Origin of the sequence: Mycobacterium sp. VKM Ac-1816D, from assembly GCF_000416385.1 — a bacterium.
GTDB classification, from domain to species: Bacteria; Actinomycetota; Actinomycetes; order Mycobacteriales; family Mycobacteriaceae; genus Mycobacterium; species Mycobacterium neoaurum_A.
Genome location: NZ_AOHQ01000110.1, coordinates 20,020 through 46,916 on the forward strand (window position 1 = coordinate 20,020; position 26,897 = coordinate 46,916).

Here is a 26,897-nt window from a genome sequence, read left to right on the forward strand (position 1 = left end):
AGTTTACGATGCGCCGGAGGCTGCTCTGACCCGCGCAGCCTCGGCGTACAACTTGCCCGCCCGGTAGGACGACCGGACCAGCGGTCCGGCCAGCACACCGGTGAAACCGACGCTCTTGGCGTAGTCGGAATGCTCGACGAATTCCTCGGGCCGCACCCAGCGCTCGACCGGATGGTGGCGCGGTGAGGGCCGCAGGTACTGGGTGATGGTGACGATATCGCAGCCCGCTTCGTGAAGATCGACCAGCGCGGTGCGCACCTCCTCGGGGGTCTCGCCCATGCCGAGGATGAGGTTGCTCTTGGTCACCAACCCGAAATCACGGGCGGCGGTGATGACGTCGAGGCTGCGCTGGTACCGGAAGGCGGGGCGGATGCGCTTGAAGATGCGCGGCACCGTCTCGACATTGTGGGCGAACACCTCGGGGCGGGACTCGAACACCTCGGCGAGTTGTTCGGGTATCGCGTTGAAATCCGGGGCGAGCAGCTCGACACCGGTGTTCGGGTTGAGCTGGTGGATCTGGCGGACGGTCTCGGCATACAGCCAGGCACCGCCGTCGGGCAGATCGTCGCGCGCCACCCCGGTAACCGTCGAATAACGCAGACCCATGGCTTGCACGCTCTCGGCGACGCGGCGCGGTTCATCACGGTCGAGCTCGGCGGGCTTGCCGGTGTCGATCTGGCAGAAATCGCAGCGCCGGGTGCACTGTTCGCCACCGATCAGGAAGGTGGCCTCGCGGTCCTCCCAGCATTCGTAGATGTTGGGGCAGCCGGCCTCTTCACACACGGTGTGCAGACCCTCGCGCTTCACCAGGCTCTTGAGTTCGGTGTACTCCGGGCCGGTGCGCAGCGTGGTCTTGATCCACGGCGGTTTGCGTTCGATGGGGGTCTCGGCGTTGCGCACCTCAAGGCGCAGTAACTTACGGCCTTCAGGGACGACACTCACGACGTCGATGCTACGCGGATCTGTCCGTCCAAAGCACCCGAGACGGCCTCTGCCACCGCGTCGGTGACATCTTTCACTCGCACATGCCTGCCCAGTTCGGCGGTCAGTGAGGTGACCCCGGCATCGGCGATGCCGCAGGGGATGATCCCACCGAACGCGCCGAGGTCACAGTCGCAGTTGAGCGCGAAGCCGTGCAGGGTGACCCCGCGGGCCACCCGGATGCCGATGGCGCCGATCTTGCGCGCGGGACCCGCAGGCCCGGCGGGCACCCAGACCCCCGACCGCCCGTCGACCCGCGTCGTGTGTAGACCGAGATCGGTGCACACCGTGATGAGCGCCTCCTCAAGGCGCCGAACGAAATTCACCACATCGAGTGGTTCGGCCAGTCCGATGATCGGATATCCGACGAGCTGGCCGGGTCCATGCCAGGTGATCTTGCCGCCGCGGTCGGTGTCGACCACGGGGGTGCCGTCCAACGGCCGCTCGTGATCCTCGGTGCGCTTGCCCGCGGTGTAGACCGGCGGGTGTTCGAGCAGCAACATGGTGTCCGGGCCACCGGCCACCCGCGCGTCGGCGATCTCCCGCTGCAGCTGCCAGGCCTGCACGTAGTCCACGCTGCCCAGCACGCGCACCTGCAGCGGTTCGGCGGAGGAACGGATGGAGGTCACCCGAGAGACGTTACGCCGGTGGGACACCGGCCAGACACCTACGCCGGTGGGACACCGGCGGTCACATAGCTCAGCGCGGCACCGACGGTGTTGTGGTGAAAGACGAAACCGGCCCGCTCCAATGCAGCCGGGATGGCCCGCTGGCCGGCCAGCAGACCCTCGTCGGCGAACTCGCCGAGGGCCGCGCGCAGCGCGAACCCGGGGACGATCATCGGGGTGGGGCGGTTGAGGGCCCTGCCGAGCGCGGCGGTGAACTCGCCGTTGGTCACCGGCGCCGGGCCGGTGAGGTTGACCGGACCCGCCAGCTGCTCATCGGTGAGCGCGAACCGGATCGCACGGATCTCGTCCTCCAGGCTGATCCACGGGAAGTACTGCCGCCCGTTGCCCAGGCGGGCGCCGAGGCCGAGACCGAAGATGGGGCGCAACCGGTTGAGCATGCCACCGGCGGGGGAGAGCACAAGCCCCGTGCGCAGCAGCACCACCCTGGCACCGGCGTCCTCGGCAACCGCGGTCGAGGCCTCCCAGTCCGCGCAGAGCTGGGCCAGGAACCCCGTGCCACACGGTGCGGTCTCGTCGACCACCCGGTCCCGGGTGTCCCCGTAGTAGCCGACCGCGCTGGCGTTGACCAGCAGCGGGACGCCCGCGTCGGCCACGGCCGCGGCGAGCACCTCGGTCGGGCCGATCCGGCTGTCCCGCAGGCTCTGCTTGAACGAGCCCGACCAGCGTTTGTCACCGACACCGACACCGCACAGGTTGACCACCGCATCGACGCCGGCCAAGGCGTCGATGTCGAGCTGGCCGGTGGCCGGATTCCAGAACACCTCGTCGGGACCCGCCGGCGAGGTGCGCACCAGGCGCAGCACCCGGTGATCGGAGGTGCGCAGCGCGGTCGTCAGGGCTGAACCGATCAGCCCCGACGACCCCGCGACAGCGATGACCTGCCCGGCCATCGGTTACAGCCCCAGATCGGCCTCGAACGCGCCTTCTTCGAGCCGGCGCTTGACCGTGGTCAGGAAGCGGCCGGCGTCGGCACCGTCGATGAGGCGGTGATCGTAGGTGAGCGGCAGGTAGGCCACCGACCGCACCCCGATCGACTCGTTGCCGAACTCGTCGGAGATGACGCGCGGGCGCTTGACGATCGCACCGGTGCCCAGCATCGCCGCCTGCGGCGGGACCAGGATCGGGGTGTCGAACAGCGCGCCCTGGCTGCCGATGTTGGTGATGGTGAAGGTGCCGCCGGACAGCTCGTCGGGCTTGAGGTTGCCCGACCTGGCGCGCGCGGCGATATCGGCGATGGCCCTGGCCAGGCCACCGAGGGAGAGATCACCGGCGTTGTGGACGACGGGGGAGAGCAGACCCTGTTCGGTGTCCACCGCGAAGCCGAGGTGCTCGGCGTCGTAGTAGGTGATCTCCTTGGTGTCCTCGTTGTAGCTGGCGTTGATGTTCGGGTGCGCCTTGAGGGCGTCGACGACGGCGACCGCGAAGAACGGCAGGAACGTCAGGTTGACGCCCTCACGCTCGGAGAAGCTCTTCTTCGCCTTGGCGCGCAGCGCCACGATCTTGGTCAGGTCGACCTCGTGCACCTGGGTCAGCTGCGCGGTGGTCTGCAGGGACTCGCGGGTCTTCTTCGCGGTGATCTGCCGGATGCGGTTCGCCTTCTGCGTGCTTCCCCGCAGATGCGCCAGGGATGGGGCCGGGGCGGCCTCCTTCTTCTGGCCGGCCGCCGGGGCGACAGCTTCCTTCTCCTGGCCGGCCGCTGGTGCCTTTGCCGCCTCCGCGGCCGCGAGCACATCCTGCTTGCGGATGCGCCCGCCCACGCCGGTGCCCTTCACCGAGGACAGGTCGACGTTGTTCTCGGCGGCCAACTTGCGCACCAGCGGTGTGACGTACGGATTGGCGTCGGTCTCGCTGCCCGCCGCCGCCGGGGCGGGTTCGGCCTTGGGCTCCGGCTTCGGTTCGGGCTTGGCCTCTTGCTTGGGCTCAGCCTTGGGTTCGGGCTTGGCCTCTTGCTTGGGCTCAGCCTTGGGTTCGGGCGTGGCCTCCTGCTTGGGCTCTTCCTTCGGCTCGGGCTCGGCAGCAGCACCCTCGGCGCCGGCGTCACCGATCTTGGCCAGCTCGCCGCCCACGGCGACCACATCGTCCTCTTCGGCACTGATCGACAGCAGGGTGCCCGCGACCGGTGACGGGATCTCGGTGTCGACCTTGTCGGTGGACACCTCGACCAGCGCCTCGTCGACGGCGACCTCGTCGCCGACCTTCTTCAGCCAGCGGGTGACGGTGCCCTCGGTGACCGACTCGCCCAGCTCGGGCATCTTCACCGACGTCGCGTCACCGCCGCCGGACGCCGCCGGTTTGGCGGGCTTGGCTTGTTCCGGTGCGGACTCTTCGGCCTCGGGCTCGGGCTCGGCTTCCTCGGCGGCGGCGGCGGCGGCGGGCTCGGGCTCGGCTTCGGGCTCGGCTTCCTCGGCGGGGGTCGAGTCACCGGTCGGGGCGGACTCGCCCTCCTCGCCGATCAGGGCGAGGTCGCCACCGACCTCGACGACATCGTCCTCGGCCGCGATGATCTTGGTGAGCACGCCGGCGGCCGGTGACGGGATCTCGGTGTCGACCTTGTCGGTGGATACCTCGAGCAGTGGCTCGTCGACGGCGACGGTGTCACCCTCTTGCTTGAGCCATCGTGTGACGGTCCCCTCTGTGACGCTCTCACCGAGTGCGGGCATCTGGACTGAGATTGCCATGGGTTTTGACTCCTCGAAAGTCATCGTCACGTGTCGAATGCGGTGCCCTTCCATCCTGTCATGTCCGCCGTTCGCGGTCGTCGCGGACCGCCGACTCGATGCTCTGGCACCATCGAATCAAGGGTCGGAGAGGAGAATCCGCAGTTGGGACTGTTGGACAAGTGGCGGCGGCCGCGCGGTGGCTCGCGGGGCCTGGCCCGTAAACAGGCATCGGCCGACCTGGAGTACCTGCGTCACTGGGTCGCGACGCACACCGGAGTCGAGGCATTCGTCGAACCTCAGACCACGGTCACCGAGGTCACCGTGGTGCTGGTGGCCGTCGACGGCGAATGGACGCGCAGGCGCACCGGTGGGGAGGCCGGCGCCAAACGGCTCAGCAGGCAACTCGACATCCCGGTATACGACGTCCAGAAGGTCGGCTATCCGCAGCGGATGCGCGACTACGATGCCCGACGCCGGATCGAACGCGACCGGGAACGCCGCCGTGAACTAGAGGGGTAGCCATGTCAGCAGTCGCCGAACGGTTCGTCACCAGCGCCGACGGGACACGCATCGCCGTCTACGAGGAAAACGGCACCGCCGGGCAGGCCGCCCCCACCATCGTGCTGGTGCACGGTTGGCCCGACTCACACGTGCTGTGGGACGGTGTGGCGCCGCTGCTGACCGGACGATTCCGGGTGGTGCGCTACGACAACCGCGGTGTCGGTAATTCCGACGTGCCCAGCGACACCGCCGCCTACACCATGGCCCGCTTCGCCGACGATTTCGCCGCGGTGGCCGCCTCCGTCAGCCCGCAACACCCGGTGCACGTGCTGGCCCACGATTGGGGCTCGGTCGGGGTGTGGGAGTACCTGGGCAGGCCCGACGCGCCATCGGTGGTGGCGTCGTTCACCTCGGTGTCCGGACCCAGCGCGCGGCATCTGAACCGCTATATCAAGGACGGGCTGCGCAGGCCCTACCTGCCGCGCCGGTTCGCCCGCGGGGCCGCCCAGCTGGCCCGGTTGTCGTATATGGGCGCGTTCTCCGTGCCGGTGCTGGCCCCGGCGGCCGTGCGGTGGGCGTTCTCCCGCGGTGCCATGGACCGCCGCCTGCGGCGCGACGGCGTCGACCCGCAGAACATCCATCACTCCCCGGCGCTGGCCGCCGACGCCGCCCGCAGCATGAAGGTCTACCGGGCCAACTACTTCCGCACGCTGCGTCAGCCGCGCGCCGAGCACGGCGTGACCGTGCCGGTCCAGGTGATCGTCAACCGGCGCGACCCCTATGTGCGGCCCTATGCCTACGACGACATCGCGAAATGGGTGCCGCGGCTGTGGCGCCGCGATCTGCACGCCGGTCACTGGGCGCCGATGTCGCATCCGGCCCAGCTGGCCGCCGCCGTCGGTGAGTTGGTCGACCATCTGCAGGGCGCCCCGGCGGCGCGCACGCTGGCCAGGGCGAGGGTCGGTGTCTCCCGGCCGCCGTTCGGTGACCAGCTGGTGTCGATCACCGGCGCCGGCAGCGGTATCGGGCGCGCCACCGCGCTGGCCTTCGCCGAACGCGGCGCCGAGATCGTCGTCAGCGATATCGACGAGGACGCGGCCGCCGAGACCGCCGCGCAGATCAGTGCCGCGGGCGGGACCGCGCACGCCTACCGGTTGGATGTCGCCGACGCCGACGCCGTGGAACGCTTCGCCGAGCAGGTGTGTGACACCCACGGTGTGCCCGACATCCTGGTCAACAACGCCGGAGTCGGGCACGCCGGGTTCTTCCTGGACACCCCGGCCGCGAACTTCGACCGCGTCATGGACATCAACTTCGGCGGCGTCGTCAACTGCTGCCGGGCCTTTGCCGCGCGGATGGTCGATCGCGGCCTGGGCGGTCACGTGGTCAACGTCGCCTCGATGGCCGCCTACGCCCCGACCCAGTCGATGAACGCCTACGCCACCAGCAAGGCCGCGGTGTTCATGTTCTCCGACTGTCTACGCGCAGAACTGGATTCGGCGGGCATCGGCCTGACCACGGTGTGCCCCGGCGTGATCGACACCAACATCGTGAGCACCACGCAGTTCGATATGCCCTCGGCCGGCGATTCCGCGGTGGAGGCGATGCGGGCCCAGATCGTCAAGGGATTCAAACTGCGTCGCTACGGACCGGAGAAGGTCGCCAAGGCCATCGTCGCGGCGGTGCAGAACAACACCCCGGTGCGGCCGGTGACCCCCGAGGCCTATCTGGTCTACGGCGCGGCGCACGCGTTACCGCAGGTGATGCGCAGTACCGCGCGCGTCAAGCTCGGCTGAGCCGGCGGCGGCAGGCCCGCGAGTGGCCACTTGTGACACGGCTTCTCGTGAAAAGCGTGCGATAACCGGCCACTCGGCGGCGGACACTACCCGTTGGCCGCAATGTCCTCCAGGACCGCGAACATGGTCCTCGTGGGGACCCCGGTGCCGCCCTTGGGGGTGTAACCCCACGGCCCGCCGGTGTTGTACGCCGGCGCGGCGATATCGATATGCGCCCACTCGACACCCTCGGCGACGAACTCCCGCAGGTACACCCCGGCCACCAGCATCCCGGCGTACCGGGACGAGCTGACATTGGCCAGGTCGGCCACCTGGGACTTCAGGTCGTCCTTGAGCTCCTCGGGCAACGGCATCGCCCAGCCGTTCTCGCCGACGGCCTGCGACAGCTCGGCGACCCGGTCACGGAAGTCCTCGCTACCCATCACCCCCGGGGTGCGCGCACCCAGCGCCACCGTCTGGGCGCCGGTCAGGGTGGACGTCTCGATCAGGTAGTCGGGGTCGTCCTCACAGGCCCGCACGATCGCGTCGGCGAGCACCAGTCGTCCCTCGGCGTCGGTGTTGAGCACCTCGACGGTGGTCCCGCCGTACTGGGTCAGCACATCGCCGGGGCGCTGCGCGGTCGCCGAGGGCATGTTCTCGGCCATCGGGACGTAGGCGATGACGTCGATGGGCAGCTTCTGCTTGGCTGCCAGCACGACGGTGGCGACCACGGCCGCCGCCCCGCCCATATCGGAGGTCATGTGGTGCATGTTGGCCGCCGGCTTGATCGAGATGCCGCCGGTGTCGAAGGTGATGCCCTTGCCGACCAGCGCGACCTTCTTGGCGCGCCGACCGCCACCGGAGTGGGCCAGGCGCACCAGCCGCGGTGGCCGCGAGGATCCCTTGCCGACACCGATGATGCCGCCGTAGCCGCCCTTGGTCAGCGCCTTGTCGTCGAGCACCTCCACCGTCAAACCGACGGCCTCACCCAAAGCCTTTGCCTGCTTGGCGAATTCGTCGGGGTAGAGGTGGCTGGGCGGGGTGTTCACGAAATCGCGGGCGGTGGCCACCGAGGTGGCGATGTCGACCGCGCGCTGCACCGCCGCCTTGGTGGCTGCCTTGGTATCGGTCGTCAGCGCGATGATCTTCTTCAGTCCGGCGTCCTTGGGTGCGGTCTTGGGGCTGCGGAAATCGGTGAACCGGTAGGAACCGAGGATCAACCCCTCGACGGTGGCGCCCAGATCCAGCGCGGCGGGCGCGGCGACCACGGTGCCGACCTTGTCCAGCGAGCGGGCGGCCGCCCCGGCGGCCCGGCGGATGGTGTCGGATGCCCATTCCTCGCGCGCATCGCCGAGACCGACGGTCAGCACACTGGCCACCGGCAGCTCCGCGATGACGAGCCGGTGCAGCTGGCCCTCGGCGCCGGTCGCATTGAGCGCCGCCAGCGCCGACTCGATGGCGGCCACCGCATCGGCGCCGAGGTGGGTCTGGTCCTCGGCCACCGTGGGACCGTCCTCGCCGGCGACCACAGCGACCAGCAGGACGGCGTCGGAGACACCCCTGCCGGGCAGGGACGAGCTGACGGTGACGGTGGGGGCCTGGTATCCGGGTGCGCTGCTCACCCGGACAACCCTAATCAGGAATCAGCATGTACGCGGTGACCGGCTCGGCGAAGCCCTTCAGGGTCAGCGCGGCCGGCGCGCTCACCGCGACACCGGGCAGCAGCTCGTGCAGCGTCGCCGACACCAGGATCTGCCCGGGTTCGGCGGCGGCCACCAGCCGGGCCGCCCGGTTCACCGGACTGCCGAAGTAATCGCCACCGATGGCCAGCACGGTGCCGAAATCCAGCCCGGCACGGATCGGCAGTCCGGCCTCGGCGGCCCTGGGGTGACCGACCAAACCGACGGCAACCGCGACGAGCTGGGTGGGGCTCGGGGCCACCCACATGACCTCGTCGCCGATGAACTTGACCAACCGGGCACCCGCAGCATGGATGAGATCGGCTGCGGCACCGCTGAATTCATTGAGCAGTGCGGCCAGCTCCAGCGTTTCCAGGGTCTGGGTCAACGCGGTGAACCCGGAAAGGTCGGCGAATCCCACACCGCACACCACGGTCGCAGAGTCCTCGTGTGCCACCAGTTCCAGGTAGCGGCGGGTGTTCTGCAGGTGATGCCGGTGCACGGCATCGATCAATGCACCCAGGCGCGGCACGAACGCCGAGGCCTCGCGGTAGGCGCGGGCGGTGACGAGTTCATCATGGGATTGCTCGATCTGGATGTCGGGGCTGGCATGGCGGATCGTGGACGCGACCGCCTCCGACAGCCGGGCCAGCACCGAGCCGACGACCCGCAGCAGCCCGGTGGCCGGCTCGTCACCCAACGCCCGCCGCATCTCCGCCCACAGCGCCAGGCCATCCACATCGGGCCCGCTCAGCACGATCTCGTCGGGCCCGGCGACGGTGAGCCCGAGCGCGGCCCAGGCGTGTTCGACCTCGGCGACCGTCATGCCCAGCGCCGCGGCGGCGGTGCGCACGCTGTGTACCGGCGGGCCCGACAGTTGCACGGCATCCCCGGCCAGGCCGAACAACCGTCCGCGCCGCTCGGCGTCGATCATCTCTTCGGCGGTGAAGCCGAGACCGTCGAGGTATTCGATGAGCGGCGCCCGCTCACGCGCATCGGGAATCCCGCCGGCGACCAGCGCGTCGAAATCCACCACCGGGCAAGTGTGCCAGCAGGTGGTGTCGCACTAGGGTGAGTTCGTGAGTGATGACCTGCTGCACGGCCCGCTGGAAGAACAACACCGCGCCCTGGGCGCCAGCTTCGCCGAGTTCGGCGGCTGGCTGATGCCGGTGGCCTACGCCGGCACCGTCGCCGAACACACCGCCACCCGGGAGACCGTCGGCCTGTTCGACGTCAGCCACCTCGGCAAGGCCCTGGTGAAGGGTCCGGGCGCGGCCGCCTACGTCAACAGCGTATTCACCAACGACCTGGAGCGGATCGGCCCCGGCAAGGCCCAGTACACGTTGTGCTGCAACGACTCCGGGGGAGTGATCGACGATCTGATCGCCTACTACGTCGCCGACGACGAGATCTTCCTGGTGCCCAATGCCGCCAACACCGCGGCGGTGGTCGCCGAGTTGCAGCGTCACGCACCCGACGGACTGACCATCACCGATGAGCACCGTTCATACGCGGTGCTCGCGGTGCAGGGGCCGAAATCGGCCGAGATCGTCGGCGGGTTGGGGCTGCCCACCTCGATGGACTACATGGGTTACGCCGACGCCGACTATGACGGTGTGCCGGTTCGGGTGTGCCGCACCGGCTACACCGGTGAACAGGGTTTCGAGCTGCTGCCCGAATGGGAGCGCGCTCACATCGTCTTCGACGCACTCGCCACGGCCGTGCAGGCCGCCGGCGGGCAACCGGCCGGACTGGGTGCCCGCGACACCCTGCGCACCGAGATGGGCTACCCGCTGCACGGCCACGAACTGTCGCTGGACATATCGCCGCTGCAGGCCCGCACCGGTTGGGCCGTCGGGTGGAAGAAGGAATCGTTCTGGGGCCGCGATGCGCTGCTGGCCGAGAAGCAGGCCGGGCCCACCCGCACCCTGCGCGGTCTGAAGGCGTTGGGGCGCGGCGTGCTGCGCGCGGATCTGACCGTCCTCGACGGTGAGACGGTGGTGGGCACGACGACATCGGGGACGTTCTCGCCGTCGCTGAAGGTCGGTATCGCGCTGGCGCTCATCGACACCGCGGCCGGTATCGAGGACGGCCAGACCGTCACCGTCGACGTCCGCGGCCGGGCGCTGGAGTGTGAGGTCGTCAAGCCGCCGTTCGTTTCCGCGCGCACCAGATAGCAGCCGCTGGCACACGCAAAACCGCTAGCCAACGGGTTATACAATCGGGTCATGACTGACGGCCCCCTCGAATTCTCGCTTGCCCGCAACACCTCACCGGCAAGTGACGAGGTAAGGGACGCCATCCTGGCCGACCCCGGTTTCGGCCGTTTCCACACCGACCACATGGTCTCGCTGAGCTACACCCGCGCCGACGGTTGGCACGACGCGCAGGTGCTGCCCTACGGGCCGATCGAGCTGGATCCGTCGGCCATCGTGCTGCACTACGCACAGGAGATCTTCGAGGGGCTCAAGGCCTATCGCTGGGCCGACGGTTCGATCGTGTCATTCCGTCCCGAGGCCAACGCCGCCCGACTGCAGGCCTCGGCCAACCGGCTGGCCATCCCGGAGCTGCCCACCGAGGTGTTCCTGGAATCGTTGCGACAGCTGATCGCCGTCGATGAGAAATGGGTGCCCGCCGCCGGTGGTGAGGCCTCGTTGTATCTGCGGCCGTTCGTCATCGCGACCGAACCCGGACTCGGGGTGCGCCCATCCGACGAGTACCGCTACCTGGTGATCGGGTCGCCGGCCGGCGCCTACTTCAAGGGTGGGATCAAGCCGGTCAGCGTGTGGCTGTCCAACGAGTACGTGCGTGCCTCGCCCGGCGGTACCGGTGCGGCCAAGTTCGGCGGCAACTACGCCGCGTCGCTGTTGGCCCAGGCCCAGGCCGCCGAGCACGGTTGCGATCAGGTGGTCTGGCTGGACGCGCTGGAACGCCGCTATGTCGAAGAGATGGGCGGGATGAACCTGTTCTTCGTGTTCGGCAGCGGCGGGTCGGCACGCTTGGTCACCCCGGAACTGTCCGGTTCTCTGCTGCCGGGGATCACCCGGGATTCGTTGTTGCAGTTGGCAACAGACGCCGGGTTCGCCATCGAGGAACGCAAGATCGATGTCGACGAGTGGCAGAAGAAGGCGACCGCGGGGGAGATCACCGAGGTGTTCGCCTGCGGCACCGCCGCCGTCATCACCCCGGTGTCGCATGTCAAGCATCGCGACGGTGAGTTCACCATCGCCGACGGCCAGCCCGGTGAGATCACCATGGCGCTGCGTGACACGCTGACCGGCATCCAGCGCGGCACCTTCGCCGATACGCACGGCTGGATGTCGCGGCTCAACTGATCTGATTGTGACAAGGGCGGGTGCGCCGGCGGTGGCCGGCACACCCGCCCTTGTCACATCTGCGGTCGTTCGCTAGGCGGCCAACTCCCAGACCAGCTGCTGGGCAACCGGATTCGGGTTGGTGGCCGTGATCAGCTCATAGCCGCTCGCCGCCCACGCCCACATGAACGTGGCCAGTGGGACCGCCATGCCCTGTCCCACGGGTTCCGGCAATCCGCTGTCGTTGACGTACACGACGGCGTAGGTGTCGCCGGGCCTGTTCGGGTTGGGCACCTTGAGGTTGATGCCGATGACCGAGAGCGCGTGATTGGCGTTGACCATCGTGCTGTCGAAACCGAGGCCGAGTGCACTCCACATGCTGTTCGCGTTGATCATGGCGATGGTGCCCTTGCCCTCCACCAACGCCTCCTTGAGCTGGCCGAGCGCATCCTGACCGTCGCGGAAGTTGGCGTCACCTTCGGTGTACTCGCTCATGCGATACGTCTCGACCTCCAGACCCTTGACCCGCAGCAGCTGGGCGGTGTCCTCGGTGGTCAGGCCGTTGGTGCCCTCGTCGATCCACATCATGCCGGGGTGCGAGACGCTGGGGGTTTGCTTCGCCAGGTCCAGGAACTCCTGCTCGGTGGTGGCCGTCGGCCGCGTGCCGGTGAGCTGTCCCCACACCGAGGCGACCGCCATCACGGCGCAATCGTCGTCGTTCTGGTGCACGTAGAACTCCCGGCCGCCCAGCGGGTCGCCGTACTGTCCGGTGCCGCCGAACTCGATCAGGATTTCCAGCCGGGTGGTGCTCGGCCGGGACAGGCCGAACGCGACGGCCAGCGAGTGCAGGACGTGCTGGGCCAGGCCCGCGAGGCCGGGCAGACGGGCCGCGGTGCCGTTATCGGCTTCGATGACGAAGTAGTCGACGGTTCCCGGCGCCTGCAGGATGGGCTTGGCGGTGTAGGTGTACTTGCCGGTGACGGGGTCGACGGTGACGGTCCCGTAGGTGGCCTGCTCGGCGACGCGGTAGGTCAGGTCGAACCCGTTGTTGCTGTGCCCGACCACGGTGCCGACCACGCCGGTGCCGGGCACCTGCTCGGCCTTGCCGTTCTCCAAGGTCGGGGCGGCATTGTTGAAGATGAACCGCAGGTGCCGGACGATGTTGTCCCACAGCGAGTTCGACTCGATGGCCGGTTCGGCCGCCGGTGTCGGTTGGGCGTTCTGGGTGGCCGTGTTCGGCGAGCCCGAGGACGGTCCGGCCCGCGGGGTCGCCGCCGACTCCTCGGCGCCCGGGGCGCCGTTCTGGCCCTCGGGGGTGGTGATCTCGGTTTCGTCGATGATGACCTCACCCGCGGCCGGTTCACCGGTGGTGACCGGTGGCGCAGACGATTCGGCCGTTGTGGTCGTGTCATCGGCGGTATCGGCCAAGGTATCGGCGGTGGTATCGGCGAAGGCCGCCGTCAACGCGGTGTCGCGCTGTTCGGTCAGCGCGGCGCGAAGTTCGGCCCGGTGCAACGCCGCGGTCGCGGCATCGGAACCGGTGTCCTCGGTGCGGGTGTCGGTACGGTCGGTGCCCGAGGTGTCGTCATCGGACCGGTTGTCCCCGGCTCCGGTGCCACCGGCTCCGGTGGAGGTGGTGTCGCTGAGGCTGGTGCTGCTGTCGGCGGTGTCCGTGCTGGTCGCCGAACCCGAGCGTGTGTCGGTGCTCGCCGCGCTGCTGGAACTGGACTCCGAACCGGAGGAATCCGTATCGGCCGCAGCGGCCGCGGCGCCGGTGACCATGGCCGCGCCCAGTCCCATCGCGAGCGCGCCGGCGGCGACCCAGGCCGTGAACCGGCGGGTGATCGGCGCGGCCGGGGGATCGTATCGACGGGTGGGCGGTTCGGTGGGTATGCGGCGGCGCCGTCGGCGGCTTGGATCCACGAGGTTTGTTCCTTTCCCGACCGGCGCGATCCCTGCTGGATCCTGTCCCGGTGAAACGGCACGTTAGGTGCTGCACCGGTGACGCACAGCAACTTCGCAGAAATTATCAGAGGCGTTAATTGGATGTGCGTTTGCAACGACTTTTGTGCGGGTACTGCACTAGTTCGGTGCGTTTCGCGGCATCCGTGATGGGCCGGTGCGCACCCAGCTGTGAGCAAAAATTGCAGTTCAAAGGTGATCCTGGCAAAAGCACCACTCGTTGCTGAAAATGTCCGCGCGCGTCTATCGCGTCGCGGCGGAATTATTCGGTCGGCGCCGTATCCGAGACTGGGGTGACTGGCCAGCTAATGCACTCGGCCGCGGTCAGGTGCCGCAGAAGGTGCGGTAACCGGCCGTGAATTCCTGATCGGCCGGCGCCGCGTAGCGCTCCAGGCCCGGTCGTTCGGTGAAGGGGTCGCCGATCGCATCCAACAGTCGGTGCGCCGGGGCCAGGTCCCCGCCGGTGGCCGCCGCCAGCGCCTCCTCGACCAGGTGATTGCGCGGGATGTAGACGGGATTGACACGGTTCATCGCGGCGGTGTCCGGAGCGAGCGCGCGCCAGCGTGTCACCCAGTCCAAGAGTCCCAACGGCACATCGCCACGGGCCAGACCGCGGAAGAAGGAGGTGTGGTCGACGGCGTGCTCGGTCAACAGCCCAGGCAGTTCGTCGACCAATGCGTCATCCGAATGCTCTTGTCCGAGGCCGAGTTTGGCGCGCATGCCGGACCGCCATGCGGCCTGGTATCGCGGCGCGAACTCACCGAGGGTGGCGGTGGCGAGCTCGATCGCCGCGTCGGTGCCACCACCGGACTGCGCCAACAGGGGCAACAACGTCTCGGCGAAACGCGCCAGATTCCAGCCGGTGATCGCCGGCTGATTGCCATAGGCATAGCGGCCCCAGCTGTCGATCGAGCTGTACACCGTCGCCGGATCGAACACCTCGAGGAAGGCGCACGGCCCGAAATCGATGGTCTCGCCGGAGACCAGCACGTTGTCGGTGTTCATCACCCCGTGGATGAAGCCCACCAGCATCCACCGCGCGATCAGTTCGGCCTGCACCGTGATGACGGCATCGAACAACGCCAGGTACGGGTCGGGCGCATCGGCGCATTCCGGGTGGTGTCTGGCGATGGCGTGATCGGCCAATCGGCGCAGCAGTCCGGCGTCCCCGGTGCTCGCGGCGTAGACGAAGCTGCCCACCCGCAGATGGCTGGCGGCAACGCGAGCCAACACCGCGCCGGGCAGCACCGTCTCCCGGTGGACCGGTGCACCGGTGGCCACCACCGACAGCGACCGCGTGGTGGGGACCCCGAGCGCGTGCATCCCCTCACTGACGATGTATTCGCGCAACATCGGCCCGAGCGCGGCCAGCCCGTCCCCGCCGCGGGACAGCGGCGTCGGCCCGGAACCCTTCAGGTGGAGATCGCGACCGTCGGGGAATTCGCCGAGCAGCAATGCGCGGCCGTCGCCCAGGCGCGGTTGCAACCCGCCGAATTGGTGTCCGGCGTAGACCTGTGCGACGGGCGACGCGGTGGACGGCAACCGCGTACCGGTGAGCAAACCGATGCCCTCGTCGGATCGCAACCACTGCGGGTCCAGGCCCAGCTCGCTGGCCAGTGGCTCGTTGAGGACGGCCAGGGTGGGCTGCGGCGGAGTAACGGCCTGCCAGCTGACGGCCAGCTCGGGAAGTTCTCTGGCAAAGCGGTTGTCCAGCGCGACGGTCGACGCGGTCATCCCTCCGACGCTAGCCGACCGCCAGGCCCAGTGCCGTCAGCGTCGTCGTGACCTCCACCGAAGCCCCGAGCACGTCGCCGGTGACACCGCCGAAGCGGCGCACGCAATGACCCACCAGCAGCGCGCAGACCACCAACGCCACCAGCACCACCAGGGGGCCCTGCCACGGCCGCGGCGTCACGAAGGCGGCGGCCACGGCGAGGACGACCGCCCACGCCGCCACGATCCACCGCGGCTGGGAGCCCGCGACCAGACTGCCCAGCGTGCTGCCCGGCGCGGCCGGTACCGCACGGCGGCAGGTCGCCACCACCGCGACCCGGCCCGCGGCGACGGCGACGATGATCGCCGCCGGTCCCAGCGCGCCGAACGCAAGTCCCTGCACCACGATCGCCACGACGATGGCGGCCACCCCGAACGGGCCTGCGGTCCCGTCGCGCATCACCGCCAGCGCCCGTTCGGGCGCGCCGTAACACCCCAGCCCGTCCACCGTGTCCGACAGCCCGTCGATATGCAGTCCGCGGGTGCACAACAACACCGTGACGACCGCGAGCACACCGGCCAGCGGACCCGGACCCCACAGCGCCGTGGCGCCGACGCCGACCAGCGCTGCCACCGCCCCCAGCGCCGCGCCGACCACCGGCAACGCAGTCAACGCGCCGCGCCCGAACGGGTGCTCCGTCCTGACCGGTAGCACCGTGCCGAAGGCGAAAGCCGAGGCCAGCGGGCCGATCACGAGGTCGTATCGGGTGCGCCGGTGACCGCGGCCTCGGCGAAGGTGGCCATCGAGGCCAACGTGGCGACCGCGGCGCGCAGCACCGGAAGCGCCACCGCGGCGCCGCTGCCCTCACCCAGTCGCATGCCCAGGTCGATGATCGGTTCGAGCTCCAGGCGCTGCAGCGCCAGGGTGTGGGCCGGTTCGGTGGACCGGTGTCCGGCCTGCCACCAGGCGCGTGCTCCCGGCGCCAGCTCCTCGGCCACCAGCGCCGCGGCGGTAACGACCACGCCATCCAGCAGCACCGGCGTCCGGCGGATCGCGGCCTGGGCCAGGAACCCGGCCATGGCCGCCAGGTCGGCACCGCCGCACACCCGCAGCAGCCCGATCGGATCGGCCACCACGGCGCGGGCCCGATAGAGCGCATCGCGAATGGCCGAGGCCTTGCGCGCCCAGCCCGCATCATCGATCCCGGTGCCGCGCCCGATCACCGCCACCGGCTCCGAGCGGGTCAGGGCGGCGATCAATGTGGTTGCCGGCGTGGTGTTTCCGATCCCCATATCGCCGGCGATCAGCAGATCCGCACCGCCGTCGACCTCCTCGTCGGCGATCGCGCGCCCGGCGGTGATCGCCGCTTCGGTCTGCTCGGCGGTCAGCGCATCCTCGACGGCGATATTGCCGCTGGCGCGCCGGATCCGGTGGCTGCCGACGGCGTCGGTCGTCTCCTCGGCGTCCACCGCGATATCGGCGACCCGGACCCCGGCCCCGGCGAGTTCGGCGAGCACATTGATGGCGGCACCGCCCGCGGCGAAGTTGGCGACCATCTGCGCGGTCACCTCCGGGGGAAACGCGGACACACCGGCCTGGGCCACCCCGTGATCCCCGGCGAACACCACCACCCGGGCCCGCTCGAACTGCCGCGGCGGACACAGGCCCTGGCAGGCCGAGACCCACACCGAGAGCGCCTCCAGCCGCCCCAGCGAGCCGGGGGGTTTGGTCAGCGTGAGCTGGCGGAGCAATGCGGCCTGCCCGGCGTCGACGTCGGGCGTGAGCACAGTGGGGAACACGTTGGGGAACCCAGCGGGGACCTCGGTGGGGAATTCTGCGGTCATGACAACTCCTTCACGGCCAGCGGTTGGCCGGCGACGACGAGCACCACCCGGTCGCACACCGCGGCAAGCCGCTGGTTGAGCGTGCCGAGCTCATCGGTGAACAACCGGCCGGCCGGCGTCGCCGAGACCACCGTCAGCCCGACCTCCGGACTGACCAGCACCAACGGCCCGGTGACGGTGTCGATCGCGGCGCACAGGTCATCGATATCGGCGCGGACCGACCCGCCGGTCCATGCGTCGCGGCGGTCCATCACCGCGGTGAGCCAGCCGCCGATATCGTCCACCAGCGTCGGCGTCACCGGGTCGTCGCGCAAATGCGTTGCCACATCGGCGGATTCGACGGTGTGCCAATGCGCTGGCCGGCGGTCGCGGTGGGCGGCCACCCGCACCGACCAACTGTCCGCACCCGCGGGCACCGGCCCGGTGGCCAGATAACGCACGGTCGAGGACGCGGCGAGCAGGCCCTCGGCATGGCCCGATTTACCCGACCGGATACCGCCGAGGACGAGCGCACGCACCCCGGACCGGGCCGGGCGAGTGGGCATGGGCCCGGCTCAGACGTCGTCGCCGCGGTTGACCTGCGGGCGCGGGGCGCGCATCCGGCGCAACTGCGAGGCGCGGCTGGCGGCATAGAAACCCAGCTTGAACCCGGTTTCGGTGTTGTCGGGGAACTTCTCGTCGACCTTGCGGTTGACGTAGCGGCCCACGATCACCCCGTCGATGACCATCACGACCAGCAGCACCGGCATCGCGAACGACAGCGGCTGCTGCACGGCGGGCGAGGGGACCGACAGGGTCACCAGGATCAGGCCGAGCGCGATCGGCATGAACAACCCGAGCAGATTGCGGCGGGCATCGACCAGGTCGCGCACGTAGCGGCGCACCGGGCCCTTGTCGCGGGGCAGCAGGTAGGCGTCGTCACCGGCCATCATGCGCTCCCGGCGGTCGGCCATATCGGCGCGCCGGGTCAGCTTCTGGGCCTTGCGCTCCTCCTTGGACAACTTCGGCCCCGCGACGGCCTTACGGCGCTTGCGGGCCTCGGCCGTCGTCATGGGCGCCGGAGCCACCGGACCGCGCTTACGGGCCGCCTCGCTGCGCTTGGGGGTCGGTCGGCCCTTCGGCGCGGTCCCCGTGTTCCTGGCCTCGGCAACATCGGCCGCCGAGCCCGACTGCCCGGCGGATTCCGCATCCTCCGGTTCGGGGTTGTCCTTGTTTCGGCCGAGCAGCTTCACGCCCGCAAGGTTACTTGCCCCGACCCCGAGGCCCGGCATGCACCTGCCAAAGCCACCCTCTACGCTGCTGGCATGACTGGCCTGGCGGTACTGATAGCGCCGGACTGCTTCGGCGACACCCTCACCGCGGTGCAGGCCGCCCGGGCAATCGCCGCGGGATGGGCCGAGGCCCGCCCGGCCGACACCCTGACCTTTGCCCCGCAATCGGATGGCGGCCCGGGGTTCGTCGAGGTCCTGGCCAGCAGGCTCGGTGGGCTGCGGCCGGTCACGGTGCACGGACCGCTGGGCGGCTGGGTGGACGCGCACTGGGTGCACCACGGCGAGACCGCCTATATCGAGTGTGCGCAGGCGTGTGGTCTGACCCTGCTCGGCAGGCGCCCCGATCCGGAGACCGCCGTCACCGCCGACACCCGCGGGGTCGGCGAACTCGTCGCGGCGGCCGTCGGGGCGGGTGCCCAGCGGATCGTCGTCGGCCTCGGCGGCAGCGCGACCACCGACGGCGGCCGGGGTCTGGTCGAGGCACTGGGCGGACTGTCCGCCGCCCGTCGGCGGCTGGCCGGGATCGAACTGATCGCTGCCAGCGACGTCGAACACCCGCTGCTGGGACCGATGGGCGCGGCAGCGGTGTTCGGTCCGCAGAAGGGTGCCGACGCCGCGACCGTCGCGCTGCTGGAAGAGCGGCTCACCGAGTGGGCGTCCCAGCTCGGGCCGGGTATCGCAGAACAGGCCGGGGCGGGCGCGGCCGGTGGGCTCGGCGCCGCGCTGCTGGCCCTCGGCGGCCGTCGCGAATCCGGGGCCGCCGTCATCGCCGAGCACACCGGGCTGACCGACGATCTGGCCGCCGCCGAACTCGTCATCACCGGTGAGGGCCGTTTCGACGACCAGTCGCTGCACGGCAAGGTGGTCAGTGCGCTGGCCGGCGGTGTGCGCGAACGCGATGTCCCGGTGCTGGTGCTGGCGGGCCAGGTCACCCTTGATACGGCGGCACTGGCCGACGCGGGGATCGCGGCCGCCCATTCGGTGACCGATTTCGCGGGTTCGGTACAGCTGGCCATGGACGATGCGCAGGCCCAGCTGACCGGACTGGCCCGGCGCACCGCGGCCGACTGGCCCGCACGGCTCGGGAATAGTGACCGAGCAAGGTACCGTTGAAGACATCGCGATTGCACCAGCACTTCTTCAGGAGATGCAATGACTGTTCAGGACGACACCACCACCGAAACCCATGGTGCGGTGCTGACCGACGCCGCGGCGGCCAAGGCCAAGGCGCTGCTTGACCAGGAAGGCCGCGACGACCTGGCGCTGCGCATCGCGGTGCAGCCGGGCGGATGCGCCGGACTGCGCTACAACCTGTTCTTCGACGACCGCACCCTCGACGGTGACCTGACCACCGAGTTCGGTGGGGTGGCGCTGACCGTGGACCGGATGAGCGCACCGTATATCCAAGGCGCCACCATCGACTTCGTCGACACCATCGAGAAGCAGGGCTTCACGATCGACAACCCCAACGCCACCGGGTCCTGCGCCTGCGGCGACTCGTTCAACTGATCCGACCGACCAGGCCGCGCGCCGGCAGGTCGATCACGCTCACCCGGACCGGCTGACTCGTTCAGCCGGTCCGTTGCGCTTTGTCAGCCCGTGCGCTGCACGCGGTCAGCCCGTGCGCTGCACGTAAGAACACACGAGGATCTCGTCGTCGAACGCCAACAGCTGGCCGACGGCCTGCATATCGGTACCTACCGGCACCGCACCGCGACCCCGCCCGGATTCGGTGACCCGCATGGTGAACAACGCCTGGGCCTGATTGGTCGACCACGGCACCAGCTTGTCGATCGAGGTGACCTGGACGCGGCCGTACTGCTTCTCGAAACCGTCGGCGTTCAGCTCGGCCAGCGCCAGATCGGACTTACGGTCGGCGACCTCGTCATACAACCCGCACAGGGTGTGCCGGGCGATCACCTCGACATCCCCGTCGGCCAGAGCGTCCAGAAAACCCTGGATGGCCGGTTGCACGGTCTGGGCCGTCATCGGCTCGGGGCCCGGGTCCCGTCCGGTGAGCACCACCGCGGCCCCGGCGACCACCACGACCGCCGCGACGGCGACCGCGCCGATCACCAGGTATCGCCGCCGGTTGTTCCTGGGGTACGGCACCGGCGGGGGCAGGGCGCCCGGATACCCGAACTGCCCGGCTCCCGGTGGCCCGCTCGGCGGTGGAAAACCTTGCGGGGGAGGAGAATCGGGATAGGGCACGGGGCCGGACATGTGGTGCTTTCCGCAGTCTGGGATGAAGATCGGACTGATAAGCAGGCTAGCGCACCCCGGGCCTACGGCATCGGTGCCGAAGCGCCGTCGTCCATGCGTCTGTAAGGTGCGCCTAGCTAACTTGATGACTTTCGAAGGGCGTTTTTTCGTGACCATTGCGGTGACCGGATCCATTGCGACTGACCATCTGATGAAGTTCCCCGGCAAGTTCTCCGAGCAGCTGCTGCCGGACCACCTGCAGAAGGTGTCGCTGAGTTTCCTGGTCGACGACCTGGTGATGCACCGCGGCGGCGTCGCGGGCAACATGGCCTTCGCGATCGGCGTGCTCGGCGGTGATGTCGCCCTCGTCGGCGCGGCGGGCCAGGATTTCGGTGACTACCGCCAATGGCTCGACGACCACGGCGTCAACACCGAGAACGTGCTGATCTCCGACAGCGCGTACACCGCGCGGTTCGTCTGCACCACCGACGAGGCGATGGCCCAGATCGCGTCGTTCTACCCGGGCGCGATGTCCGAGGCCCGCAACATCGACCTCGCCGAACTCGTGAAGCGCAGCGGTGCACCGGAACTGGTGATCATCGGTGCCAACGACCCGGACGCCATGTTCCGCCACACCGACCAGTGCCGCGAACTGGGCCTGGCATTCGCCGCCGACCCCTCCCAGCAGCTGGCCCGCCTCGACGGTGAGCAGATCCGCCGCCTTATCGACGGTGCGACCTACCTGTTCACCAACGACTACGAGTGGGATCTGCTGCTGCAGAAGTCGGGACTCTCCGAGGCCCAGGTCATGGGCCAGATCAAGATGCGCGTCACGACGCTGGGGGAGAAGGGCGTCGACATCGTCGGAAGCGATGGCACCTTCGTGCACGTCGGCATCGTCCCGGAGCGCCATCAGGCCGACCCGACCGGCATCGGCGACGCGTTCCGTGCCGGGTTCCTGACCGGCCGGTCCGCCGGGCTCAGCCTGGAACGGTCGGCTCAGCTGGCCTCGCTGGTGGCCACCCTGGTGCTGGAAGCCACCGGTCCGCAGGAGTGGACCTGGGACCGCGACTCCGCGGTGGCGCGCATCTCCGAGGCCTTCGGCGCCGAGGCCGGCGCCGAGATCGGTGCGGCGATCGGCGCCGCCGGATAGTTACAGCTGCACCGGGTAGGTCGGTTCGCTGATCTGCGGTGACACCGTGCCCTCGACGAAGATGGCATGCCACAGCATGAAGATCAGCACCGTCCACAACCGGCGGCTGTGATCGCCGGATCCGGCGCGGTGATCGTCGAGCATGGTGCGCACCGCGGCCAGATCGACCAGATCGCCTGCCTGCGACGTCTCGATGGTGTGCTGGGCCCAGTCCAGCAGCGGCCCGGTCTTGAGCCAGTGTCGGATCGGCACCGGGAAGCCCAGCTTGGGCCGGTTGAGCACATGCGCGGGGACGATCGGCTCCAGCGCGCGGCGCAGCGCGTACTTGGTGGTGGTGCGGGTGATCTTCTGGTCGAAGGGCAGCCGGGAGGCCACCTCGAACACCTCGGGGTCCAGGAACGGCACCCGCAGTTCCAGCGAGTTGGCCATGGTCATCTTGTCGGCCTTGACCAGGATGTCGCCACGCAACCAGGTGAACAGGTCGATGTGCTGCATGCGTGCCACCGGATCCCAGCCCGCCGATTCGGCGTACAGCTGCGCGGTCACGTCGGTGTGGGTCCAGTCCGGCCGGAACCCGGGCAGGGTGGCGCGCAACTGCTCGTCGGAGAAGCTGCGGGCGTTGCCGTAGTAGCGCTGCTCCAGCGTCATCGAACCGCGGTGCAGCAGGCTCTTGCCCCGCATGCCCTCGGGCAGCGGGCGCGACGCCTTGCCAAGCGACCGCCGCAGTGGTCGCGGAATGTAATCGAACGCCTTGAGCGACAACGGCTCCCGGTAGATGGTGTAGCCGCCGAAGAGCTCGTCGGCGCCCTCGCCGGAGAGCACCACCTTGACGTGCTTGCGCGCCTCGCGGGCGATGAAGAACAGCGGTATCAGCGCGGGGTCGGCCACCGGCTCGTCGAGGTACCAGACGATCTCGGGCAGTGCGCTGACGAACTCCTCGGCGCTGACCACCTTCGTCACATGGCGCGCCCCGATCGCCTTCGCCGATTCGACGGCGACATCGACCTCGGAGAACCCCTCCCGCTCGAAACCGGTGGTGAAGGTGATCAAGCGTGGATTGTGCCGCATCGCCAGCGCCGCGATGGCCGTCGAATCGATACCGCCGGACAGGAATGCGCCGACCGTCACATCGGCGCGCATGTGCTTGGCGACGGAGTCCTCGAGCACCGCGGTGATCTCGTCGTAGCGGGCCTGCTCGGCGCCGTCGACGAAGGGCACCGCGGCGAACCGCGGGCGGAAGTAGCGGCTGACCACCGGCGCCCGGCCGGGCCGGATGACGGCGTAGCTGCCCGACTCGAGCCGACGGATCCCGCGATGCAGCGTCTCGGGCTCGGGGACGTACTGCAGCACGGTGTAGTGCTGCACGGCGCGATCGTCGATATCGAGATCCAGCCCGGCCGTCGGGGCGAGGTCGATAAGGCACTTCTTCTCGCTGCCGACGACCGTCCCGCCCGGCCCGGTGGACATGTAGAGGGGTTTGATGCCGAACGGATCACGGGCGCACAGCAGCTCGGCGGTCTGGGTGTCCCAGAGCGCGAAGGCGAACATGCCGCGCAGCCGATTCAGCACATCGGTGCCCCAGTAATGGAAGCCCGCGACGATCGCCTCACCGTCACCGTCGGTGTGGAAGACCGCGCCGAACTCCTCGCGCAGCGCCTCCCGCAACTCCAGGTAGTTGTAGATCTCGCCGTTGAACACCAGCGCGTAGCGATCGGGGGCCTCGGCGGGCCCCCAGCGCAGCGGCTGATGACTGTGCGCGATATCGATGATCGACAGTCGGTTGAAACCCAACACGACATCCTCGTCGGACCATGTTCCCGGTTCGTCGGGGCCACGGTGACGCATCAGATGCGAGGCCCCCGAAACCGCTTCGACCAGCATCGGAGTGGTCTGAACGGTCGGGTCGGTCAGATACGCCAGCAGTCCGCACACCGCGCCAGTATGCCGAATCGTGCGGTCGCTTCGCTCGACCCGGCGGGCGTGGTCTACGCTGCGTAGTATTCGCCAAGTTTGACCGACCGCACTGCGGTTCACCGACTTCATCTAGGAGGCGCCAACGTGACCGCTCGCGGGGTTCGTTTGGTGGCGTTGTCATTGGTTTTGGGTGGTACGGCCATCCTGCTGAGCGGCTGCAGCTACCAGGAGATCTTCGGACTCGGCTGGCCGCAGGGCATCACCCCGGAGGCGCGGTTGAACCGCGACCTGTGGGTGTGGTCGGTCATCGCCTCGTTCGTCGTGGGCGGCATCGTGTGGGCGCTGATCTTCTGGACCAGCGTCTTCCACCGCAAGAAGGCGACCGATACCGAACTGCCCCGTCAGTTCGGCTACAACATGCCCCTTGAGCTCGTGCTCACCGTCGTGCCGTTCCTGATCATCTCGGTGCTCTTCTACTTCACCGTGGTGGTGCAGGAGCGGATGCTGCACAAGGATCCCAATCCCGAGGTCGTCGTCGACGTCACCGCCTTCCAGTGGAACTGGAAGTTCGGCTACCAGAAGGTCGACTTCGCCGACGGCACGCTGGCCTACGACGGCGTCGACAACGAGCGCAAGGAAGCCATGCGTTCGGTGCCCGAGGGCGTCGACGAGCACGGTATCGAGCGGGTCGGACCGCTGGCGGGCAAGAACAGCGAAGATCGCAGCTACCTGAACTTCAACAAGATCGAGACGCTCGGTACCAGCAACGAGATCCCGGTCCTGGTGTTGCCCAAGGGCAAGCGCATCGAGTTCGTCATCGCTTCGGCCGACGTGATCCACGGTTTCTGGGTGCCGGAGTTCCTGTTCAAGAGGGACGTGCTGCCCAACCCCAAGGAGAACAACTCCGACAACGTGTTCCAGGTCAGCGAGATCGAGCAGACCGGTGCCTTCGTCGGGCGCTGCACCGAGATGTGCGGCACCTACCACGCGATGATGAACTTCGAGGTTCGTGTCGTGGAGCCCAACGACTTCAAGGCCTACCTTGAGTATCGCGAGGCCAACCCGGAGGCCACCAACGCCCAGGCGTTGCAGGCCATCGGTCAGGACCCGCTGGCCACCACCACCTTCCCGTTCGACACCCGCCGCGGTGAGCAGGTCGGCGCCCCCGCGCAGGCGAGCAAGTAAGGACCACGCATGCATATCGAAGCCAGGCTGTTCGAGTTCCTGACCGGATTCTTTGTGCTGGCCGCAGTGGTGTACGCAGTGCTGACCGCGCTGTTCGCCACCGGTGGCATCGAGTGGGCGGGTACCACCGCGCTGGTGCTGTCCACCGGTCTGACACTCATCACCGGCACCTTCTTCCGCTTCGTGGCACGGCGCCTGGACACCCGGCCCGAGGACTACGAAGACGCCGAGATAAGTGACGGCGCCGGCGAGTTGGGCTTCTACAGCCCGCACAGCTGGTGGCCCATCCTGATCGCGCTGTCCTTCTCGACCGCCGCCGTCGGTGCGGCGCTGTGGCTGCCGTGGCTGATCGTCGCGGGCATCTGCTTCGTGCTGGCGTCTGCCGCCGGCCTGGTCTTCGAGTACTACACCGGCCCCGAGAAGCACTGACCCCACCTTCGGCCAGGTCACAACCGTGCGTCAGTTCGTCGGCGTACCGTGTCGGCCCGGTCCGGATGGTCGCGGTGTTGGGTAATCTTGCCGAGGCAGCAGTCGAGATGGATAGGCCGAGGTTTAGTTGCAGATGAGCGGGCCGTCAGGACCGGAGTCTTCGGGCGGGGACAGGGATAAGAAGTCCCGGTCCGACGAGACCGATATCCATTCGCGGGCATACTCCGCCCCAGAATCCGAACAGTTCGTCAGCGCCCCGTACGTGCCGCCGGATCCGGCGCTCTACGACTACGACAACTATGCGCCGCTGGAACCCGAGGACGACCGGCCGCCGCGCTGGCCGTGGGTGGTCGGTGTCGTGGCCATCGTCGCCGCGATCTCCCTGGTCGCCTCCGTCGCCCTGCTGGTAACGCGTACCGACAGCGACAACATGGCTAATCCCACGACGTCCACCACGACGGCGCCGCCGGTGCAGGACGCGATCACCACGACCACGCCTCCGCCGCCACCCCCGCCGCCTCCGACCACCGAGGCACCGCCGCCTCCGCCGCCGGAAACGGTGACGGTGACCCAGGAGCCGCCGCCCCCGCCTCCGCCGCCGCCGGCCGAGGAGCCCGCGCCGCCGCCGGCCACCAGCGAGGCCCCGCCCCCGCCACCACCGACGACGACGCGGCCCGCGGGACCGCGGCAGGTCACCTACACGGTGACCGGCACCAAGGCTCCCGGTGACATCATCACCGTGACCTATATCGACGCGTCGGGCCGCAGCCGCACCCAGCGCAATGTCTACATTCCCTGGTCACTGACGGTGACCCCGATATCGCAGTCGGAGGTGGGCTCGGTGCAAGCGTCCAGTCTGTTCCTGGTGAGCCGGCTGAATTGCTCCATCACCACCAGCGACGGGACAGTCCTGTCGTCCAACACCGGCAACGCCGCGCAGACGAGCTGCTGATGCCGGATATCACGACACCAAGGACATCGCGGACGCTTTCGGGCCCGCCCGACCTCGACCGCATCCTGCTCGGCGTGTGCGCCGCGGTGTGGCTGGCCGCCCTCGGTGTGTCCGTCGCGGCGGTGGTGCGCCTCGTCGACCTGGGCAGTGGGCGCGGCACGGTGCGCGCCGAGCTCGCCGAGGCCTCCGGTTCGCAGACACCCTGGGTCCTCTACACCGTCATCGGGGTGTCCGCCGTGGTCATCGCGGTGGCGATCCCCCTGCTGGTCCGGGCCCGTAAGCAGAGCAGCGAGCGGCCGGTGCGCAGCTTCACCCCGGCCGGGGGGTCGGTGTCCGAGGACATCGCCGCGATCACGCCCCGTCCCGGTCGCCGACGCGCCGCCGAGACGCCGGTCGTCGGTAGCGAGCCCGCCGTGCGTGCCGGTGCACTGCCCGCGGTCGTGGAACAGGTCTATCTGCGCTGCACAGCGGGCGTGCTCGCCGCCGTCGGCGCGGGCACCCTCGCGGTGGCCGTGGCGACCTATCTACTGGCCGGCGACAACGAGACGGGTGCGATCGCGCTCTTCATCATCGCCGGGCTGGTCACCCTCGCCATGCCTGTGCTGCCGTGGTTCTTCCTGCGCGAGCTGCGCGCGGTGCTGGGGCTGGGCACACCCGCCGCCTGAGGTTTGT

25 protein-coding genes are annotated in these 26,897 nt (G+C 69.1%); 11 read left to right on the forward strand and 14 right to left on the reverse strand.

Annotated features, from left to right (window positions below; all coding sequences use genetic code 11):
• Positions 1 to 3 precede the first annotated feature (3 nt).
• Genes lipA through sucB form a run of 4 tightly spaced genes read right to left on the reverse strand, consistent with a single transcriptional unit; the run spans position 4 to position 4,348 of the window.
• A complete protein-coding gene (lipA, locus tag G154_RS03085; RefSeq protein ID WP_023985985.1) occupies positions 4 to 942 on the reverse strand; it encodes a lipoyl synthase in 939 nt (312 codons plus the stop codon).
• Positions 939 to 1,610: a lipoyl(octanoyl) transferase LipB gene (lipB, locus tag G154_RS03090; protein ID WP_019512400.1), complete on the reverse strand. Its 672-nt coding sequence runs from the start codon at positions 1,608 to 1,610 to the stop codon at positions 939 to 941. The genes lipA and lipB overlap by 4 nt, the downstream gene beginning before the upstream one ends.
• A gap of 38 nt (positions 1,611 to 1,648) precedes the next feature.
• Positions 1,649 to 2,560, reverse strand: a complete 912-nt coding sequence (locus tag G154_RS03095; RefSeq protein WP_019512401.1) for a TIGR01777 family oxidoreductase — start codon at positions 2,558 to 2,560, stop codon at positions 1,649 to 1,651.
• Positions 2,561 to 2,563: 3 nt separating this feature from the next.
• Positions 2,564 to 4,348 (reverse strand): 2-oxoglutarate dehydrogenase, E2 component, dihydrolipoamide succinyltransferase, encoded by a 1,785-nt coding sequence (gene sucB, locus G154_RS03100; protein ID WP_019512402.1) that lies wholly within the window; start codon positions 4,346 to 4,348, stop codon positions 2,564 to 2,566.
• A gap of 144 nt (positions 4,349 to 4,492) precedes the next feature.
• Between sucB and G154_RS03105 the strand changes: the two genes are divergently transcribed.
• Together G154_RS03105 and G154_RS03110 are read left to right on the forward strand one after the other, a co-directional pair.
• Positions 4,493 to 4,849: a hypothetical protein gene (locus G154_RS03105; RefSeq protein WP_019512403.1), complete on the forward strand. Its 357-nt coding sequence runs from the start codon at positions 4,493 to 4,495 to the stop codon at positions 4,847 to 4,849.
• 2 nt (positions 4,850 to 4,851) lie between these two features.
• Positions 4,852 to 6,627 carry an SDR family oxidoreductase gene (locus G154_RS03110; RefSeq protein ID WP_019512404.1) on the forward strand — a complete coding sequence of 592 codons (1,776 nt, stop codon included), beginning with the start codon at positions 4,852 to 4,854 and terminating at the stop codon, positions 6,625 to 6,627.
• Positions 6,628 to 6,713: 86 nt separating this feature from the next.
• On the opposite strand, the gene G154_RS03115 is transcribed toward G154_RS03110, so the two are convergent.
• A complete protein-coding gene (locus G154_RS03115) occupies positions 6,714 to 8,228 on the reverse strand; it encodes a leucyl aminopeptidase (protein ID WP_019512405.1) in 1,515 nt (504 codons plus the stop codon).
• A 10-nt stretch (positions 8,229 to 8,238) separates the two neighbouring features.
• Positions 8,239 to 9,321 carry an adenylate/guanylate cyclase domain-containing protein gene (locus tag G154_RS03120; RefSeq protein ID WP_019512406.1) on the reverse strand — a complete coding sequence of 361 codons (1,083 nt, stop codon included), beginning with the start codon at positions 9,319 to 9,321 and terminating at the stop codon, positions 8,239 to 8,241.
• 43 nt (positions 9,322 to 9,364) lie between these two features.
• Here G154_RS03120 and gcvT point away from each other — a divergent pair, with 43 nt between their 5' ends.
• A complete protein-coding gene (gene gcvT / locus G154_RS03125; protein ID WP_019512407.1) occupies positions 9,365 to 10,462 on the forward strand; it encodes a glycine cleavage system aminomethyltransferase GcvT in 1,098 nt (365 codons plus the stop codon).
• 51 nt (positions 10,463 to 10,513) lie between these two features.
• The gene (locus tag G154_RS03130) at positions 10,514 to 11,620 is read left to right on the forward strand and encodes a branched-chain amino acid aminotransferase (RefSeq protein ID WP_019512408.1); all 1,107 of its coding nucleotides are present in this window, start codon (positions 10,514 to 10,516) and stop codon (positions 11,618 to 11,620) included.
• Between the two features lie 72 nt (positions 11,621 to 11,692).
• Here G154_RS03130 and G154_RS03135 read toward each other — a convergent pair whose 3' ends face one another.
• The 6 genes from G154_RS03135 to G154_RS03160 form a co-directional block, all read right to left on the reverse strand.
• Positions 11,693 to 13,522, reverse strand: coding sequence for a hypothetical protein (locus G154_RS03135; RefSeq protein ID WP_019512409.1), 1,830 nt, complete (start codon positions 13,520 to 13,522; stop codon positions 11,693 to 11,695).
• A gap of 363 nt (positions 13,523 to 13,885) precedes the next feature.
• A complete protein-coding gene (locus G154_RS03140) occupies positions 13,886 to 15,295 on the reverse strand; it encodes a YdiU family protein (RefSeq protein WP_019512410.1) in 1,410 nt (469 codons plus the stop codon).
• 10 nt (positions 15,296 to 15,305) lie between these two features.
• Positions 15,306 to 16,028 (reverse strand): adenosylcobinamide-GDP ribazoletransferase, encoded by a 723-nt coding sequence (locus tag G154_RS03145; protein ID WP_019512411.1) that lies wholly within the window; start codon positions 16,026 to 16,028, stop codon positions 15,306 to 15,308.
• Positions 16,025 to 17,119 carry a nicotinate-nucleotide--dimethylbenzimidazole phosphoribosyltransferase gene (gene cobT, locus G154_RS03150; protein ID WP_019512412.1) on the reverse strand — a complete coding sequence of 365 codons (1,095 nt, stop codon included), beginning with the start codon at positions 17,117 to 17,119 and terminating at the stop codon, positions 16,025 to 16,027. The genes G154_RS03145 and cobT overlap by 4 nt, the downstream gene beginning before the upstream one ends.
• Positions 17,116 to 17,637 (reverse strand): bifunctional adenosylcobinamide kinase/adenosylcobinamide-phosphate guanylyltransferase, encoded by a 522-nt coding sequence (locus G154_RS03155; protein WP_019512413.1) that lies wholly within the window; start codon positions 17,635 to 17,637, stop codon positions 17,116 to 17,118. Before G154_RS03155 ends, cobT begins: the two co-directional genes overlap by 4 nt.
• 36 nt (positions 17,638 to 17,673) lie before the next feature.
• On the reverse strand, positions 17,674 to 18,351 hold the full coding sequence (locus G154_RS03160; RefSeq protein ID WP_019512414.1) for a DUF3043 domain-containing protein: 678 nt from the start codon (positions 18,349 to 18,351) through the stop codon (positions 17,674 to 17,676).
• 72 nt (positions 18,352 to 18,423) lie between these two features.
• Between G154_RS03160 and G154_RS03165 the strand changes: the two genes are divergently transcribed.
• The gene (locus tag G154_RS03165; RefSeq protein ID WP_019512415.1) at positions 18,424 to 19,503 is read left to right on the forward strand and encodes a glycerate kinase; all 1,080 of its coding nucleotides are present in this window, start codon (positions 18,424 to 18,426) and stop codon (positions 19,501 to 19,503) included.
• Positions 19,504 to 19,542: 39 nt separating this feature from the next.
• On the forward strand, positions 19,543 to 19,899 hold the full coding sequence (locus G154_RS03170) for an iron-sulfur cluster assembly accessory protein (protein WP_019512416.1): 357 nt from the start codon (positions 19,543 to 19,545) through the stop codon (positions 19,897 to 19,899).
• Between the two features lie 105 nt (positions 19,900 to 20,004).
• Here G154_RS03170 and G154_RS03175 read toward each other — a convergent pair whose 3' ends face one another.
• Positions 20,005 to 20,613, reverse strand: a complete 609-nt coding sequence (locus G154_RS03175) for a hypothetical protein (RefSeq protein WP_023985983.1) — start codon at positions 20,611 to 20,613, stop codon at positions 20,005 to 20,007.
• Between the two features lie 148 nt (positions 20,614 to 20,761).
• Here G154_RS03175 and G154_RS03180 point away from each other — a divergent pair, with 148 nt between their 5' ends.
• On the forward strand, positions 20,762 to 21,745 hold the full coding sequence (locus G154_RS03180) for a carbohydrate kinase family protein (protein ID WP_019512418.1): 984 nt from the start codon (positions 20,762 to 20,764) through the stop codon (positions 21,743 to 21,745).
• On the opposite strand, the gene asnB is transcribed toward G154_RS03180, so the two are convergent.
• The gene (asnB, locus tag G154_RS03185; protein WP_019512419.1) at positions 21,746 to 23,677 is read right to left on the reverse strand and encodes an asparagine synthase (glutamine-hydrolyzing); all 1,932 of its coding nucleotides are present in this window, start codon (positions 23,675 to 23,677) and stop codon (positions 21,746 to 21,748) included.
• A gap of 126 nt (positions 23,678 to 23,803) precedes the next feature.
• Between asnB and G154_RS03190 the strand changes: the two genes are divergently transcribed.
• The 4 genes from G154_RS03190 (at position 23,804) to G154_RS03205 (ending at position 26,890) form a co-directional block, all read left to right on the forward strand.
• Entirely contained in the window at positions 23,804 to 24,844 is a 1,041-nt protein-coding gene (locus G154_RS03190; protein ID WP_023985982.1) for a cytochrome c oxidase subunit II, read from the forward strand.
• A 9-nt stretch (positions 24,845 to 24,853) separates the two neighbouring features.
• Entirely contained in the window at positions 24,854 to 25,273 is a 420-nt protein-coding gene (locus G154_RS03195; RefSeq protein ID WP_019512421.1) for a cytochrome c oxidase subunit 4, read from the forward strand.
• A gap of 133 nt (positions 25,274 to 25,406) precedes the next feature.
• Positions 25,407 to 26,225, forward strand: coding sequence for an MmpS family transport accessory protein (locus G154_RS03200; RefSeq protein WP_023985981.1), 819 nt, complete (start codon positions 25,407 to 25,409; stop codon positions 26,223 to 26,225).
• Positions 26,225 to 26,890, forward strand: a complete 666-nt coding sequence (locus G154_RS03205; RefSeq protein WP_019513623.1) for a DUF2561 family protein — start codon at positions 26,225 to 26,227, stop codon at positions 26,888 to 26,890. Before G154_RS03200 ends, G154_RS03205 begins: the two co-directional genes overlap by 1 nt.
• Positions 26,891 to 26,897 lie beyond the last annotated feature (7 nt).

Coding starts and splice junctions, on each gene's coding strand:
- G154_RS03095 (WP_019512401.1), bottom strand. CDS start 2,560: ATGGCCGGGCAGGTCATCGCTGTCGCGGGGTCGTCGGGGCTGATCGGT.
- sucB (WP_019512402.1), bottom strand. CDS start 4,348: ATGGCAATCTCAGTCCAGATGCCCGCACTCGGTGAGAGCGTCACAGAG.
- G154_RS03110 (WP_019512404.1), top strand. CDS start 4,852: ATGTCAGCAGTCGCCGAACGGTTCGTCACCAGCGCCGACGGGACACGC.
- G154_RS03130 (WP_019512408.1), top strand. CDS start 10,514: ATGACTGACGGCCCCCTCGAATTCTCGCTTGCCCGCAACACCTCACCG.
- G154_RS03140 (WP_019512410.1), bottom strand. CDS start 15,295: ATGACCGCGTCGACCGTCGCGCTGGACAACCGCTTTGCCAGAGAACTT.
- cobT (WP_019512412.1), bottom strand. CDS start 17,119: ATGACCGCAGAATTCCCCACCGAGGTCCCCGCTGGGTTCCCCAACGTG.
- G154_RS03165 (WP_019512415.1), top strand. CDS start 18,424: ATGACTGGCCTGGCGGTACTGATAGCGCCGGACTGCTTCGGCGACACC.
- G154_RS03170 (WP_019512416.1), top strand. CDS start 19,543: ATGACTGTTCAGGACGACACCACCACCGAAACCCATGGTGCGGTGCTG.
- G154_RS03175 (WP_023985983.1), bottom strand. CDS start 20,613: ATGTCCGGCCCCGTGCCCTATCCCGATTCTCCTCCCCCGCAAGGTTTT.
- G154_RS03195 (WP_019512421.1), top strand. CDS start 24,854: ATGCATATCGAAGCCAGGCTGTTCGAGTTCCTGACCGGATTCTTTGTG.
- G154_RS03200 (WP_023985981.1), top strand. CDS start 25,407: ATGAGCGGGCCGTCAGGACCGGAGTCTTCGGGCGGGGACAGGGATAAG.
- G154_RS03205 (WP_019513623.1), top strand. CDS start 26,225: ATGCCGGATATCACGACACCAAGGACATCGCGGACGCTTTCGGGCCCG.